General features: G+C 39.7%; 12 protein-coding genes. 4 read left to right on the forward strand and 8 right to left on the reverse strand.

The window, feature by feature from the left end; all coding sequences use genetic code 11:
- Nucleotides 1-11: 11 nt before the first annotated feature.
- The 3 genes from E5N72_RS14460 to E5N72_RS14470 are packed head-to-tail and all read left to right on the forward strand — an operon-like array spanning nt 12 to nt 1,602.
- Entirely contained in the window at nt 12-404 is a 393-nt protein-coding gene (locus tag E5N72_RS14460) for a CsgE family curli-type amyloid fiber assembly protein (RefSeq protein ID WP_135925781.1), read from the forward strand.
- A 5-nt stretch (nt 405-409) separates the two neighbouring features.
- Complete coding sequence (locus E5N72_RS14465; protein ID WP_235382655.1) at nt 410-823, forward strand: curli assembly protein CsgF; 414 nt, start codon at nt 410-412, stop codon at nt 821-823.
- On the forward strand, nt 823-1,602 hold the full coding sequence (locus tag E5N72_RS14470; RefSeq protein ID WP_135925783.1) for a CsgG/HfaB family protein: 780 nt from the start codon (nt 823-825) through the stop codon (nt 1,600-1,602). The genes E5N72_RS14465 and E5N72_RS14470 overlap by 1 nt, the downstream gene beginning before the upstream one ends.
- 13 nt (nt 1,603-1,615) lie before the next feature.
- On the opposite strand, the gene E5N72_RS14475 is transcribed toward E5N72_RS14470, so the two are convergent.
- Nucleotides 1,616-2,293: a response regulator transcription factor gene (locus E5N72_RS14475; RefSeq protein ID WP_135925784.1), complete on the reverse strand. Its 678-nt coding sequence runs from the start codon at nt 2,291-2,293 to the stop codon at nt 1,616-1,618.
- Nucleotides 2,294-2,516: 223 nt separating this feature from the next.
- On the opposite strand from E5N72_RS14475, the gene E5N72_RS14480 reads away from it, so the two are divergent.
- The gene (locus tag E5N72_RS14480; protein WP_054560743.1) at nt 2,517-2,825 is read left to right on the forward strand and encodes a hypothetical protein; all 309 of its coding nucleotides are present in this window, start codon (nt 2,517-2,519) and stop codon (nt 2,823-2,825) included.
- Between the two features lie 58 nt (nt 2,826-2,883).
- Here the strand turns inward: E5N72_RS14480 and E5N72_RS14485 are convergent, their stop codons facing one another.
- From E5N72_RS14485 to E5N72_RS14515, 7 genes are all read right to left on the reverse strand, one after another.
- The gene (locus E5N72_RS14485) at nt 2,884-4,992 is read right to left on the reverse strand and encodes a TonB-dependent siderophore receptor (RefSeq protein WP_135925785.1); all 2,109 of its coding nucleotides are present in this window, start codon (nt 4,990-4,992) and stop codon (nt 2,884-2,886) included.
- A gap of 471 nt (nt 4,993-5,463) precedes the next feature.
- Nucleotides 5,464-7,002, reverse strand: coding sequence for a glutamate synthase-related protein (locus E5N72_RS14490; RefSeq protein WP_135925786.1), 1,539 nt, complete (start codon nt 7,000-7,002; stop codon nt 5,464-5,466).
- Nucleotides 7,003-7,866: 864 nt separating this feature from the next.
- Nucleotides 7,867-8,448, reverse strand: a complete 582-nt coding sequence (locus tag E5N72_RS14495) for an ACP phosphodiesterase (protein WP_135925787.1) — start codon at nt 8,446-8,448, stop codon at nt 7,867-7,869.
- A 598-nt stretch (nt 8,449-9,046) separates the two neighbouring features.
- Nucleotides 9,047-10,129 carry a DUF4785 domain-containing protein gene (locus E5N72_RS14500; protein ID WP_135925788.1) on the reverse strand — a complete coding sequence of 361 codons (1,083 nt, stop codon included), beginning with the start codon at nt 10,127-10,129 and terminating at the stop codon, nt 9,047-9,049.
- 9 nt (nt 10,130-10,138) lie between these two features.
- Nucleotides 10,139-11,005: a hypothetical protein gene (locus tag E5N72_RS14505; RefSeq protein WP_135925789.1), complete on the reverse strand. Its 867-nt coding sequence runs from the start codon at nt 11,003-11,005 to the stop codon at nt 10,139-10,141.
- A gap of 298 nt (nt 11,006-11,303) precedes the next feature.
- The gene (locus tag E5N72_RS14510; RefSeq protein ID WP_135925790.1) at nt 11,304-15,110 is read right to left on the reverse strand and encodes a glycosyl hydrolase; all 3,807 of its coding nucleotides are present in this window, start codon (nt 15,108-15,110) and stop codon (nt 11,304-11,306) included.
- Between the two features lie 636 nt (nt 15,111-15,746).
- A complete protein-coding gene (locus E5N72_RS14515; protein ID WP_135925791.1) occupies nt 15,747-15,926 on the reverse strand; it encodes a hypothetical protein in 180 nt (59 codons plus the stop codon).
- Between the last annotated feature and the right edge of the window lie 368 nt (nt 15,927-16,294).

Consider the following 16,294-nt stretch of genomic DNA (forward strand, 5'->3'; position numbering starts at 1 on the left):
TAGATGCGATTATGAAAAATATCAACTACTTAACTTTAACCATTATTTTGCTTTTTTCAGTATTCCAACGCTGTGATGCTAATGAAGTAGAAATTGACGGTTTAGTGCTTGATCGTAGCATCAGTCGCTTTGGTCATCAGTTTTACTATGGCTTTTCGCAATTGTGGCTAGACCTACCTAACAGCTCTGATACTCATGTTGTAATCAAAGAAACGGTACTACCTCGCGCCGGAACTCGACTTGAAGTTTTACTTAATAACGAACTAATTTATGTCACTTTTATGGGACGTAGAGGCGGCCCTCTAAAAGAGAGAGTAGAAAGCGCAATGTTTGCGGCAATGGATGCAATTGCGCGTGCACGCTTTAAACAAACATCTCCAGATTTAGCACCCAGTGGATGGTAATAACAATGAAAAAAATAATTTTCGCGACCTTATTTTTAACCTCCCCATTAATGCTCGCTACTGAGCTAGTTTACAAGCCCATTAATCCATCGTTTGGCGGTAATCCATTAAACGCAAACATGCTTTTATCTAAGGCTCAGGCTCAAAATAAACACAAAGCACCTATTGATGAGAAAAGCTACGCAGAAAATTTTCAGGATTCTTTAGAGCGAACTTATCTAAACAGAATGGTCCGTGAAATCACTGATATCGCTTTTGGTGATGATGTTGAAGAGAGTATCTTTAACCAAGACTCTACCTTTGTTAGTGGTGACTATGAGATTCAAATAATCACCAGTTCATCTGATGCTATCACGGTGCAAATCACCAACTTAATTGATGGCACTATCACAATTATTGAAGTGCCGAGGTTCGGATAATGATACGCATACTAACATTACTACTCTCTTTAGTATTTTTGACTGCTTGCTCAACATTCAAAGCAACACTGCCTCCGGCACAACAAATTGCTACAGAAATAACACTAACAGACACCTTTGCTGAACTAAAAGCATTGCCAAAACCAAAAGGAGCCATTCCTGTTTCTGTTTATTCATTTCGAGATCAAACAGGTCAGTATAAACCTCAAGAAAATGTAAGCTCCTTCTCAACGGCTGTCACTCAAGGCGCTAACTCTATTCTTATGCAAGCGTTACATGAAACTGACTGGTTTATTCCTGTTGAACGTGAAGGACTACAAAATCTACTCACCGAACGTAAAATTATTCGCGCAGCTATGACCGACAACGAAAATTTAACACCTGAATTACCACCACTAACAACTGCAAAAATAATTTTAGAGGGAGGTATTATCAGTTACGACACAAATATCAAAACAGGTGGCTTAGGTGCTGAGTATTTTGGAATTGGTGCATCAGAAATTTATCGTGAAGATATTATTTCTATTTACATGCGTGCAGTTGATGTGCGAACTGGTCAAGTGCTGCTGTCAGTGGCTACAAGCAAGAAAGTTCTCTCTAAAGAAATGCGAGCAGGTTTTTTCCGCTACATCAGTTACAAGCGCTTGCTTGAGGCTGAAGCAGGATACAGTGATAACGAACCTATGCATATTTGCGTCTCTCAAGCTATTGAAAAAGCATTAACTTTGCTCATAAATAAAGGAATAAACAAGGGTATTTGGTCACCTCAGATTATTTAGTAACAACTCTTGCTCACCTAGTTACAATGGATGCAGCGGGCATAAAGCGCTGCGCCCAATTTGCCAATTCGATACGATTACGTGACTTCGTTTTGCGAAATGCGCTGTAGATATGTGTTTTAACTGTGTGGCAACTAATATTCAAGGTGTTTGCAATATCCTCATTTTTTGCTCCCTTTGCCAGCAAAGAGATCACTGACTTTTCGCGAGCAGTTAACACATTTAAACTTACCAAATCGGTCTGCGGTGTTTTTACAAAATTGGGCACTTGCTGAACGAGTTCTGATAAAGTTTTAGACATTGTTTTTCGACAAAACCAAAGCTCACCAGACAAAATCCGTCTCACTCCTTTAAAGGTATTTTCAGGCTCATCATTTTTATAAATAATGCCTTTTATATTTGCCAATAATGCTGTTTGTTCGTGTACTTTAGTCGGCGTGGCATTGTATAAAGCAACATGATTACTTTTCGCCAAATCGATAATTTCTTCGTTTAACAATTCTGAACAACTGCTATAAGCCGCATCAACTAAAAATAATGCAAAATTAGCACGACTGTCGATAGCAGGTAATCGGCTATCAACCTTAACCTTTGGGGTGACAGTCTCTAACACTTTAAGTAACAACAAAAAATCATCGTTGTATAAATCTGTGTGATATTTAGTAAGTACAAATAAAGATTTACTGATCATTACTTCATCCTTTGAAGTACCCAGAAGAGGGATAAAAATAGTGTACCTATTTTTCTTAATTGAGCAAGAATCTCTGAGAGAAAATAAGATTTTCAATAACATTACATTAACTTTAAAAAGTTTTAATAAGAAAAATAAACTAGTCGCAAATCAAAACTTTTAGCAATGAGTGAGCTTATGTATACTTCCAGCTTCTGAAAAATGACCTTACAAAGGGTTAATAATGAAAAAGCTTTCTAAAGTACAATTAAAACAACAAGCCCTTGTATTAAATGTTGCCGATGCTCTTGAAGAGCAAGGCCGCGCTGAGCTTGAAGGCATGTTGCAATGCTGGTTCGATGTGGAATACCACTTATTTCCAGGCTCATTGCTTTTATGTTTTCAATTTGAAAATCAACAAACTCTTGATGCTGCCACACCAGAATTATTAAAGTGGCAAAAGCGCCTGAGTGGCGCAATGCTGAAAAAGGGCGTGATTTTAAAAGATATGCGCAGGCATTTAGTATTTACCCTAAAAGGGCCAGACGATTAAGCAGCAACTGCTGCAATAATCGTAGGCCTAAGCTCTGGTGTAAATAACTGACGTTTAGTTAAAATTTATAATTTAAGCTCAACTTGTAATTTACCGGCTCCCCTGGCTGAGTCCAAATAGCAGAGTACGAATTAGAATAATATTTTTTATCCAGCAAATTATTTACATTAAATTGCAAGCTTAAGTCATTAGTCACATTGTATTTTGCAAACATATTTACCAAAGTGTAAGAAGGTAAGTAATAGGTAGGATCAATGGTTTCTCCAAGCCTCTCGCCAACATATTGTACAGCAAGCCCAACAGTTGCATCTAAATCTATTAGGTCGTTTAGCTCTCTCTTAATTTGAGCATTTGTACTGTGTTTAGGGATATTAAGTAACGGACTGCCTTTTGGCAGCTTTACCCACCAATCTGGGTTGACTGTATCGTTTGCTGTTTTAGCGTCTGTGTAAGTATAAGCAAAATCAAATAATACATTGCTTGTAATGTTGCCATGTAAATCTAGCTCAATGCCATCACTTGTTACTTCACCTAGCGCTGTAGATACACCAGCTTGTAGGTCTGTAGTTAGCATATTGCTCTTTTCGGCACTAAATACTGTAAAACTTCCACTTACACTATCGGTAGTAAACTTAATACCCGCTTCGAAAGATGTTGTTTCTTCAGGCTCAAATGCATCTCCTTTACTATCGTAACCGCTGTTAGGTCTGAAGCCTTCAGAGTAACTTGTGTAGTATTGGAGGCTGTCTGAGTAGACATAAACTAGACCGACACGCGGGCTAAATGTGCTTTGATCACTTTTAGACTGTTGCTGATTAATATGATTATCTATTTGTTGATCAAACCAATCAAAACGACCACCTACTTGCACTTTCCACTGCTCAGTTAGGTCTAGTTGATCTTGAATATACACTCCATAACTATGTTGTACTTCAGTACTGTTGAATAAAAGAGACCCTTCAGGCGCTGCTTTTCCATACACTGGATTATACATGTTAATTGCGTAACGAGTGTCTTCAAGTGTTGGACGATATCGATACCACAGTTTATCAAAATCGAACTTGCTGGCATCTGCTCCGATTAATAAGTGGTGTGTCAAACCTGCAAGCTCAACACTACCGCTAAGTTCTATTCGCGCTGAAAGGTACTCAGTTTGAAAGTCGCGCTGATTATGCTGCCTACTTAATGTTTCGCCATCTTTGAAATAAATTTGTCTACTTGGAGCAAGTTCGGCATCACTCGACTCACTTAAAAATTTTGAGTCACTGTAACTTAAACCATTCAAAAGAGACCACTGTCCAATTTGCTTCTCAAACGTAAGTTGATGAGAAATAGCGTCAACTTCTGTAGGTTTATCACTTGGTTCACCTAAAAAAGTGTCAATTGGTAACGCATCTATTTTTCCCTCAATGGCGACAATACCACGATCGAAGGTTGTACTTTGATCTACATACTCAAGCTCATAATTCAACTTTGATGTATCTGAAATTAACCATAGAATTGAAGGCGTAACGACCGTTTTGCTTGACTCATGATGATCTCGAAAACTTTCACCCTCTTCAACAGCACCATTAACTCTAAAAGCAACATTGTCTGAAACAGCATTGGTGTAGTCAGCCTCTGCTCGGTAATTCTGCCAACTCCCTGCTGTTACTTTTATATAACCCTGCTTTGCAAACTGTGGTTTTTTAGTGATTATATTAATTGTTCCCCCAGGCTCAGAACGACCATAAAGCGCAGAGCCAGGTCCTTTCATCACTTCTACGTATTCGATATTACTTGTATCACGTGTACCACTGAAGCTTCTGCCAGATGAATAGCCGTTAATTAAGAAACCTGATGGAATACTCTCATCGCCAACTAACCCGCGTATTGCAAAGCTTTCCCATAAACCACCAAAATCATTTTGCTCAGCAATACTTGGAGTTAGATCAAAAATATCGGTCAAAGTGTTCACTGCCGCATCATCGAGGTTTTCAGCAGAAATAAATTCAACACTCTGTGGTTGCTCACTCATAGGAACATCACCACGAAACGCTTGCCTAACACCTGAAACTGATATTTTTTCTATGTTCGGTGATGCTGTTTTGGCATAAACAGCTGGAGTCAAAATTGTGCTAATAGCAATTGAAAGTACAGAACAGTGGAATCGGTTAATTATAGTCATTTTATCTCTTGGGTATAAATACAGCCTAATCGGTTAAGTCTTTAAAGGTGGTAAGTAATGTTAACAATTATCATTTATATTATAATAACTAAATGTAACCCAAAGTGCTACCTTAATTAAAGCTGGAATGTCTTTGTACGATTAGTGAGAAAACCTACAGGTTAGAAGAGATACTCTAAGTCGATTAAACAGGTGTTTTAAGAAAAATTACTAACGCATTTTTCTATGCTTTGAATGTGTTAACTTTGATTGTTCAAAATTTGGAGGCAATACATTTTTCTTGTGAGATAAGTTATAGCCCATGGTGATAAACCTAACCAGAAACAAACTTTTATTAATAATCACTAAAAACCAAAGAATGCACCGAGGCACATAGCAACAGATTGTTTACCATAATTAATCTGTACGCTATATGTACTCGGTGATTGAAGAAATTAAAGTGAAATAACTTTTACGATTAAGCGTTACAGCTTACACACTGCCAACGCCCGCGTACTTAACGCCAGATAACAACGCCATATCTTTGTGCCATGTTGCTAGATCATTAGCATTAAACTTAGCTAAAGAGTCATGCCCACATGCCCTAGCCATTACCGACATTAACTCAGTTGAGGCTTCAAAAAAGTTCTTTAATTGATTTGCCGACTTTTCAATATTTAAGCGCTGACGTAAGTCTTGCTTTTGTGTGGCAATCCCTGCTGGGCAGTTATTGGTATTACACATACGCGCAGCAACACAGCCGATTGCTTGCATTGCACTATTCGAAATCGCCACCCCATCAGCACCAAGCGCAAGCGCTTTTACAAAATCAATGGGTAAACGTAAGCCGCCAGTGATGATCAAAGTAACATCACTTGCACCTTGTTCATCTAAGTACTTTCTTGCTCTGGCAAGTGCAGGAATAGTCGGTACGCTAATATGATCCCTAAAAATCTCAGGGGCTGCGCCTGTACCGCCTCCACGACCATCAAGAATGATGTAATCGGCACTCGCATCGAGCGCAAATTGAATATCTTCCTCAATATGATTAGCACTCAGTTTAAAACCGATTGGAATACCGCCAGTTACCTCGCGGACTCTATCAGCAAATTTTTTGAAATCAGCCGCACTGTGTAAGTCTTTAAATGTTGGGGGTGAAATCGCCGAAGTACCCGCTTCAATCCCTCTAACCTCAGAGATTTTGCCAACATTCTTATTGCCCGGTAAATGCCCCCCCGTGCCTGTTTTTGCGCCTTGTCCGCCCTTAAAATGAAAGGCCTGCACGTTTTTTAATTTATCTTCGCTATAACCAAAACCCGCGCTTGCTAACTCATAAAAATAGCGTGAATTGGCTTGCTGCTCTTCAGGAAGCATACCGCCTTCACCCGAGCAAATACCCGTTCCGGCAAGCTCTGCTCCTTTTGCTAACGATACTTTAGCTTCTTCTGATAAAGCACCAAAACTCATATCTGAAACAAACAGCGGAATAGCCAGCTTTAATGGCTTTTTCGCTCGCGGACCAATCACAAGTTCGGTATTAACGGCTACATCTTCCATTAACGGTTGCGTTGCCATTTGTGCCACCATTAGTTGTAAATCATCCCATTTAGGTAATTGATATCGCGGCACACCCATCGACACCATAGGGCCATGATGACCAAGCTTTGATAACCCTTCACGTGCCAGTTGATGAATAAGCTCAACGGTGGGCTCCTCTTTGGTTGCAGTAGCTACAGGCGAATCAGAGGCTTGAATTTGTACGCCTGGCCCTTCTTGACCAACTTGGCTTTGATCAAATTGCTTGTGACTACCATCACAAAATGGCGCATTAGCGGTGTGCTTACATTGGCATAAATAGGCATCGCCCGACTCTTCTGCTGTAAATGCTTTGGGTTTGAAATCTGTTCCGGCATGTGAGCCGTCACAAAATGGCTGGTTTTTAGAACGCCCACAGGCACAAAAGTAATACTCTTGCCCCTGCTCTAAGGTGACTTTTTTCGGCGAAACGGCTGCAATTATGGGTTTACTCATTATTATTCCCTCACGGTTGCTACATTACATTGCTATGTTCAAGTTACTGCGATTGAGGTAAGTATTAATTTAAGGCTTACTTGCTTTACAAAGGGTAGTTCAGCTCAGTTAAATAACGAGCTTTTAAGCGCCTTGGAGTTTACTTACCTATCGATAACCGACTATATAACCGCAACAAGCAGCCAAGATATCAGCCATTTCATATTTTAAGGTAAGAGGTAAATCGGTTTATGAACCGCAGTGTGGGTAATTTTCACATAGAGGATAAGAGGCGCTGCGCTTTAGAGGGATTATTAAAAACAAATTTAGTGGTTTTGTGGGTTACTCACTCTCTTCTCTTTGTGCAAAAAACAAATTGAACCACAGAGTTCACCGAGGCGCTTCGCGCTACACAGAGAAAAACAGCATTTTAAAAATAATAGTCACATAGAGGATAAGAGGTGCTGCGCTTTAGAGGAAAGAACTAAATACTCTTTTGGTTTATCTCATTCACTTCTCATTCTCTTCTCTTTGTTGTGCATCAAAAATAAATTGAACCATAGAGTTCACCGAGGCGCTTCGCGCTACACAGAGAAAAACAGCATTTAAAAATAATAGTCACAAAGTGGATAAGAGGCGCTGCGCTTTAGAGGAAGAACAAAATACTCTTTTGGTGTATCTCATTCACTTCTCATTCTCTTCTCTTTGTGCAAAACAACAAATTGAACCACGTAATGCACCGAGCCGATTCGCGCTACACGGAGATAAACCGTAAATTACGCGGGGTAAACCAGCTGCTACTAGTTAACTTGTTGGGTTTCACTCCGTTCTACCCGACCTACCAGCAAATAGCTCCTTTCCCGTTTACTCTAGAAACTCGCCAAATCATTCCATCCCCTTTAGCTTCACGTGCTCAACCAGATCGGGGAAAAACGCTAAAAACACCGCGTCTAATTGCTGATAATGACGGGCAATATCGTCTGCCGCTCCTGCAAAGTTGTTAGCAAAACGAATACGCTTGGCGATGTTATCAAGGGCTAGGCCGACCCCATCGAGTGTTTCATATTCTTTAAACCAATCATTATTAGTCATACTGGTCACAACTTGCTGCATGCGTGAAGGCATCATGGCTTGGCGCGCATTTAAAAGCCCATAGCTGTGCTGTTTGAATTCAGCTAATGGCTGATCATTAAAGCGATGCCAATGCTGAATAAGAAAGTGATCAAACGCCACATCAATCGCGACACTTGCAAAGCGTTTACGTGCTGGCGAAAAATACTGCTTAGCCTCTTTTACAAGGGGATGTGAGTCGGTAAACCTATCAACCAAATAATGATTTTCAAGGCCATTTTTAACCGCGTCAGGTAACTGCGCTGAATACCGACGCCCACCAAAATCCCCAAGCAGATTACCAAAGTGTGAATCAGCCGTCGGTTGTGCTAAGTAAAGGTGGGCCAAGTAGTTCAACGCATTCTCTAAATTAAGTCATTTTATGCATTGTAAAAGAATACACGTGAAAAGGTCTAGGGGCGCGAGTTAGCAAAATTTTAGCAGCGATTTTATATCGCGTAATTCACTGAATAATCACAAAGAGTGATAAGAGACGCTACGCTTTAGAGGAAAGTAACTAATAGTTTTATTGGGTTACTCATTTACTTCTCATTGTCTTCTCTTTGTGCAAAAGAATATTGAACCACAGAGTACACCGAGGCGCTTCGCGCTACACTGAGAAAAACAGCATTTAAAAATAATATTCACAAAGATGATAAGAGACGCTGCGCTTTAGAGGAAAAAACAAAATACTCTTTTGGTTTATCTCATTCACTTCTCATTCTCTTTTCTTTGTGCAAAAAAATAAATTGAATCACGGAGTGCACCGAGGCGCTTCGCGCTAAACAGAGAAAAACTGTAAATTACGCGGGGTAAACCCGCTGCTACCGGTTCGGCGTAAAAACGCCTACACTCTTATCTCGCATATCTCGCATATCTCGCAAACTTTACCCTGTAACTCGCTAACTTGTTGGGCTTCGCTTAGCTCCACCCAACATACAATAAGAGCTATCCTTTACTCCTCAGCAAACTTTAACATTCGCGTTTGGTCGGTAAGTTCAATATCCACCAGCTCATATGGGGCTTTGGCTGCTTTGGTGACCGCAAAAGGCATGGTGAAACTATCATAGCTATCAATCTGTTTTGCTACTTCAACCGTTGCTAGTTTGATGCGTTCACCTTTATCGCCTTTGCCAGTTAAGGTTGCACGAATGGCGTAGCGACCTGAGTCGGTCACTTGCACCGGTACCTTGGCTTGGTATTTATTATTGCCAAGCGCTGTTACTTTGGCTTTATCCATACTGATGGTTTGTGAGCTATGCACAAACGGCATTTTTATAGAGCGTTTTACCGTTTGACCATTCACTTTAGTGTCTACGCTGGCCTCAAGCTCATAGTAACCATTTATTGCACCTAAGGTTTCAAGCGGGTAATTAAATACGGCCTCACCATTTTCGTAACGTACATCTAGCTTTTCGCCATCAGGACTTGAAAGCGTTAACTTCACATCACTATCTTTAAAGTGCTTTTTACCCATACTTAGCTGCATAGCGACACGTTGTTGCTGATCTTTTACTTTAAACTGCGATTTAGCATGCAAAGCATTGCTCGAGCCTTTTTCGATCACATGCAGCAAGTAGGTGTCGTTGTCGTTAAGCGCTTGGCTTGTTCTTAACATTGCTTTGCCATTTACCTGACCAAGCTTTAATCCAACGCTGCCATCGCTAAACCCTGCATTTTCCATTTGTTCTTGTGCAACCATAGTTTGCATTGGCATTTGTCTAAAGTTGTCATCACGTACCGACAGCTTATCTAGCTGTAAGCCATGAGGCTTAAATACTTCGCCGTTATCAAAACGTGCTTTTGGCGCAATGCGAATAAAGTTATCAGCTTGGTTTACAAATACAGGCACGCCGCGCTTAAGCTCTTTACCCGAAACTTTCTGCCAATACTCAACGCTGTCTTTCTCTAGTGTTTCAAGTTGAGCGCTCAATGCTGGTTGAACTTGAGGAAACTGATAAACTGTTTGTTCATTAGCCTGTACTGCGTTGCTTACAAGCATAATTGCAGCAGCGAGTGTAGTTAACTTATTAATCATAGCGGGCTCCTAAATTCGATTTTTAAGCATGTCTGGCAAACCAAAGCAGTTGCGTCGGCTTTGCTGATGACTCAAAGGTTCACGGCCTTTAGTTCGTGATTTATCGGTAAACCACACCACCCCAGCTAACGACTGAGAACTGCAATTTAAAAAGCCATCTGAACAACTGTCCAACCAGTTTTGTGTTACTTCAAGGCCCACTTGATTTTGATAACCACCGCAATAGCTGTCGCTATCCCATACCGCTGATTCAACATCACTGCCCACCACGGTCTCGAATCGAGACGGTAAACTTGGGCGGTTCGGTGTGCCATACAACCACTGTGCGTTATACGACGCCATCCAAGATACCTGCTGTTGCTTTACTGCATCGCTGCCATAACCTAACAGCCAACCTAAACTTTGCTCGAACGAATTACCCGCAATAACTGCATCAGCCAACGGCGTACCACCACTTGAAGGAGCCAGAGCAATGGTACGCGTGACTTTGCTAATAATATTTGGATAACGGCTATCCCATGTTGGGTTAGATAAAATCCAACGCACCACATTACCGCCATTAGAATGGGTGATCAGAGTTAAATCAGTGATGTTTTTATTATTGATAAATGTAGTGAGCTGTCCTGCTAAACAGCCAGATGCCGCATCTGCCCACATGTACTGATCAAAATCACAATTAATGACCGTGTAATTACTACTGTTTGGTAAACCTTGGCGAACCGTGTCGACAAAACTGCCTGTCCAATAGTCATTATACGCATCGCTTTGCTGGCCTGTACCGTGCACAAATGCGACTCCTTGCGCAGCAAAAGCACTGTGGCTGATACCCGCTGCCAACATTAAAGCTGGCACTAGTGAGAATGTTTTTATTTTCATGTGTGTTCCTGTTGATTGTAATTATATCTATCAGGTTGGAGGAGTGACCTCCGACCAAAAACATAGACCAAACAGGTACGAAAGCAAGAATAAATTTACATTAATTTAACTTTTGGGTGTTTTTTAAGTACAAATTATTAGGTTTTAGGAGAAAAAGAGGGGGTGAGATGCTAGGTATATAAAAATTGCGTTGTTTACTAAAAGTTGATGTCTATGTTCGTTTATTTTCGCTTACATTCAGTTAAAAAAGCCCATTAAAAATGGGCTTTTTAGTGATGTCTAAGTATTAATATCGTAATTATTTTATAACTGTGAACTGGTTAGGATTGGCAATCACTGCAGTACCGTCACTGAAGGAAACTGTGACTGGGGTATCGTTGTAGTTATAAATAACATAAGTTATTACACCTGCATTATTAAACGCCATTGCACTAGGGAGGTCAGCAGTTAACGCACCGGTACCTGTAGCAATTTGGCCCAAACTATTTAAAGTGTGGATCCAGTGATAAGTATGAGCTTTAGTTTCTCCCACTTCTGGCTCGTAACTATCAACTGAGTTGTAGTCATCAATAGCGCTGCTTGCATCAATCATTGCCATCAAGTTCCACCAAATATCTCGCCATTGGCCAGGTATTAACCCTGACGGCAAATTATTTGCCGATTCAGACAAACCAAGATCAACATAGTTATTCATATAATCTTTGTATAAGCCTACATGCATAATAAGCGGATTGGTTGGCAATCCTTGTATTCCTAATATGTGCGCGTAAGCTGCGCTAAACCAAGTAGAGAATACGGCTCCATCACCCCAAATAATCGATGTTGTGATATATGGATAATCATTAGGAAAATTATTTGCTTCATCATTCATTTGAGCAAAGCCATCAATATTATTCCAATACTCCCAGTATGCTGCCGAGGTAGATGCATGCAAATACATTCCTCTTTCAACAAGCTCCTCGTTTTGAGTAATTAATCCATATAGAACAATAGATCCGTACGCATTAGCAGCCTCAGAGGTAGATTCATTGTTGTTACCTCGAACAAAGTTAACGCTACCTGACGCCCATGAAAAACCGTTAGCAGGATCAAAGTTTCTTACATACGGAAACATTTCATCGTTTTTGCCTGCGGCAAAATCTCTGATTAATAATTCGATAATAGGACCAAATTGATCTGCACTACACCATGCTTTATCTACGCGACAAATTTCGGCCGCAGCGCGAATAAAGTAGCCATAATGGAAATGATGATCATTCAATTGTTGATGCGATGAAAATGACTCTTCAAGCGCTAATAACGTATTCCAATCATTATCGTAAACAAAGTACTTCACTTCATCTAACGCATCATTAGTTTCTGCAGTAAACCAATCTTGTAACTCTGCTTTAAGCCAATTACGCATCTCGTTTGCTTGTAATTGCAAACCTGCTTGGTCAGCTAATGCAATTAACTCGGCAACTTTGCCGTAGTTTTTACCAGACCAATAAGCATCAGTTCTGGTATTCCACATTGCTTTTTCAATCGTAAAAAACTCATCAAGTAAGGTCACAAAGGTTTGTTCATCCAAACTGTCAGAAAGCGTTGGCAAACTAGGCAGTACCCCAACATAAGGTAACTTATATGAAAACTCGCTGACTTGAGCATACTTAGTAATACCACGAGCTGAGCGCACTGGGTATTGAGTTGCTAGGTTTGCATTTTTCCAATGCAGCGGCTGTAGTCCTACAAGCGTCGTAATAGGCTGGCTATTTGCATCAAAGTAACGGTGAGTAACAGTCACACTGTTATCCCTTCTATCTACCGCGTAATCTATTTCTACTTGGTTAACAACATTTCGGGCTAATGTAGCAAAGGCATTTATTTGCGCTTCAGTAGGTGTTGCATTCAGCACAGGTAACCAGCTTACAGTAATTTCTTTCGCTTCGTTGATTACGCCAATACTATTTGAGCTTATATTTTCAAATACCGTTGTACCTTCGCCGCTTATCAAGAAGTTATTGTGATTACCGGCGACATTAGTCCATATGCCCAAATGATTGTCTTTTTGAAAATAAACACCTTTTTCACCCCCATCGGCTCGCAAGCTTTTTATGACAAAGTCACCGTCAAATGCTTTAAGGTAAACATAAGATGATCCATGAACAAAAGTCGCTTGCATTACCACAAGTTCGTCACTATTTAGCCACTGAATAGTGACACTTGCATCGCTAGAATCACTAACATAAGCGTTTAAATCGCTGTGTATACTATTGGCAATTGCTAAACCGTCAAATACTTCACTGAATGGATCTGGGATTTGATAGCCAAAACTATTGCCCGAAGTACGCAGCCCAGCCGGAATACCCATCATCCTAAACCCGCGATCAGTAATTCTGGCAGTGATAGGATCTGGCGTAATATAGGCTCCATCATTTGGATCGCCTATTGTCATTTCCCCTAGGAATGAGACTGACCCCCACCACTTATGTGTTGGTGTCGGTTTGGTCGCTGCATCACCAATAACTTGAGGGTAGCGTTTTTTGGGAGTGCCAGTTGGAATACCCGTTAGAGCATCGCATGCATCAATCGCTGGCTCAACAACACCAGCGTTGTAAATCCAGTTACCGTAATCAACGACACAGCGATAACTGTTCGGGTTTATTGCATTTGAAATTGTTCCTAAGCCGTAATTTGATATTTGATATTCAAAATCAACTGGTGGCGGCGGAGGCGGTACATCACCGTTCCCTATAAAATGAATATTATCTAACTTAAATACGGTATTAGTGAACTGGCTTGCCCAAATAACAATTCCAGTGTTGACCTGTTGAAGGTTTAAGCCGCGGTTTTTTAAATCAGCTACGTCAATAGTAACCGTTTCCCAACCTTCTTTACCTTTCTCGCCAATTGGATAGTCACCAGACGTACATGGGTAAAAACAATCTAATTTGAAAGTAATATTGCTATCACCACTGACAACTTGCACATCAAATTTTAATTGCCCTGTTTCAAAAGCAGAAAGATCTACAGCATCTGACGAACCAATAAAGAAACCCGCTAGTTGATTATTATCAGCATGTGAAATCTGTAGTACGTTACCACGCTCGGTATCGTATACCCATTCCCAACTAATACTTGGACAACCCGCACCACCATCTTCATTGCATTCAGCGTAACCTATAGCTGCATCAAACGCATTTAACTTACGGTCCCACTCTTGGCCAACTTCACCACCTCTCAGCACGATTAATTCAAAGACTGGTGCTTCCAACACCGTCACTAATCGCGTTTCTGTCGCCGAATTACCAGCCAAGTCTGATGCAGTATAAGTAATCGTATACTCCCCCGGTTCTGCTAATACTTCACCGCTTATATCAACCGTGACATCACCATCAACTAAATCTGAGGCTGTAGCACCAAGTTCAACATAACTCTGTTCATAGGCTAAAGTAATTTCACGATCGCCTAATAATGTAATTACTGGTGATAAAGTATCTGCAACGGTGACTAATCTCGATACTGAAGCACTATTACCAGCTACATCCGAGGCTGAGTACACTAAGGTATAGCTACCGGCAACTTCTTCAACAGTACCATCAACAACAACATCGACGGAACCGTCTTTATCATCAATAGCTGTTGCACCAGGATCAACAAACAAAGTGCCTTGTTCATGGGCAAACTCTGCATCACCCACTAAAGTTATAACGGGTGGCGTAATATCTTCTGGCTCAGGGTCTTCAATATACTGCTCTAAGTAACCATCAAAAAATAGCTTCGATGGTGTGTAAGAAAACTCAAGAAATGTATGTAGTTTTTTTCTCGGTAAAATAACACCTTCTAGCAAAATATAAGGTAAACCACTTTCGGTAATCCCATCTTGGTTTATGACATTATGACTACTTTGAGAGATAACTAACCTTAAGGGTTCAATATATTGATTATTACTTTCATTTTTAATTTTAACGACAACACCTAATGTTTTCTCGCTCTTATTGTAGGTGCGCTTACCTTGGCCAATTTTAATATTGCCATTGATTGCCTCCCAAGCAGCATGTGATGCTGGCAAGTAGCCAACCAACAACATCCCTAACACGAAAGCTGTTTTTGAAAATAATTTCATAATTCAGTTCCTTGATATTCGCGAGCAGCATTTTGAATATGTATTAACTTCCCTACCCAATTGATTTTAATAAAAATTAATGTATGTAAACTCTGCTTCATTATTATTCCCCATAATTACTTATTCCTCTAAATCTCTCGCTTACATTTAATATAGCGTTGCCGGGTTGAGGCTTATCTAAATACAAAACAAAAATGAAAGCGCTTACATTTAAGCATTTTAATTTGTAGCTTAGTTTTTAACCTGTTGCAATGACTACATCAATTAAATGCTTATTTAAATTATGAAAAAACAAAAAATTTACATATTAAACTTTTAAAACAGTACCTTATAAAATTAAAATGAAAAGCAAAAAACATAGCATCAAAAAAACAAAACCAATTACATTTTCTGTATCAAAATAATAAAACCAGTAAAAAGGTTTACAAAGAACAAAGCTATCGAATTCACTAAAAGGATTTATAATGATTAAATAAAAATTAATTTATATGAAAACTAAGAGAGTGAAGACTAAAAATACCCCTTGATTGAAATCGAGCAAAATTTTAAATACATTCTAACTTGCGCTTTATCTATCGTTGCTAGTATTTTTAGCTACTCATCAGCTGCATTCTTAGTATTAATGGTTCTTTGGTCTCATGAATCATTTAAAGATCTGACACCTAGAGTAATTGTTTTCTTTTCTGGAACATGTGCATGTATAACACTTGGTGTACTTTTATCTATTGGTAAAACCTGGGTCATAAAAATTTTTAAAGGGCTGGTTATTATAGCGATTTCAATATCACTTTTTACTTTTTTTATAATTTTATCCACTGAACTTTATTCCCAATCTGTTAATGCTTTAAAGTTATCTAGCTTTTTTATTTTGTTTAACTTATTACTAGCGGTGTTATTCTTTAGTAAGCAACTTAAAACTAGCTCCCTCGTTATTAAAAGGTATAAGAGACGTCACAAAAAGAAATTACAGTATATTAAAGAGCAATTGTAAGAATAACTGTAACGAAAAACGTTTTTCCATTCATAGGCTCTTGAATCTTAGGAGGGGCTTCTCTTTCACATCCGTTACGCTTTATGCAAAAAAGATTGAACCACAGAGCACACCGAGGCGCTTCGCGCTACACCGAGATTGCAATAATCACAAAGAGGACAAAAGATGCTCTGCTTTAGAGGGAAACATAATT

This window comes from Pseudoalteromonas sp. MEBiC 03607 (genome assembly GCF_004792295.1).
Lineage (GTDB): Bacteria > Pseudomonadota > Gammaproteobacteria > Enterobacterales > Alteromonadaceae > Pseudoalteromonas > Pseudoalteromonas lipolytica_C.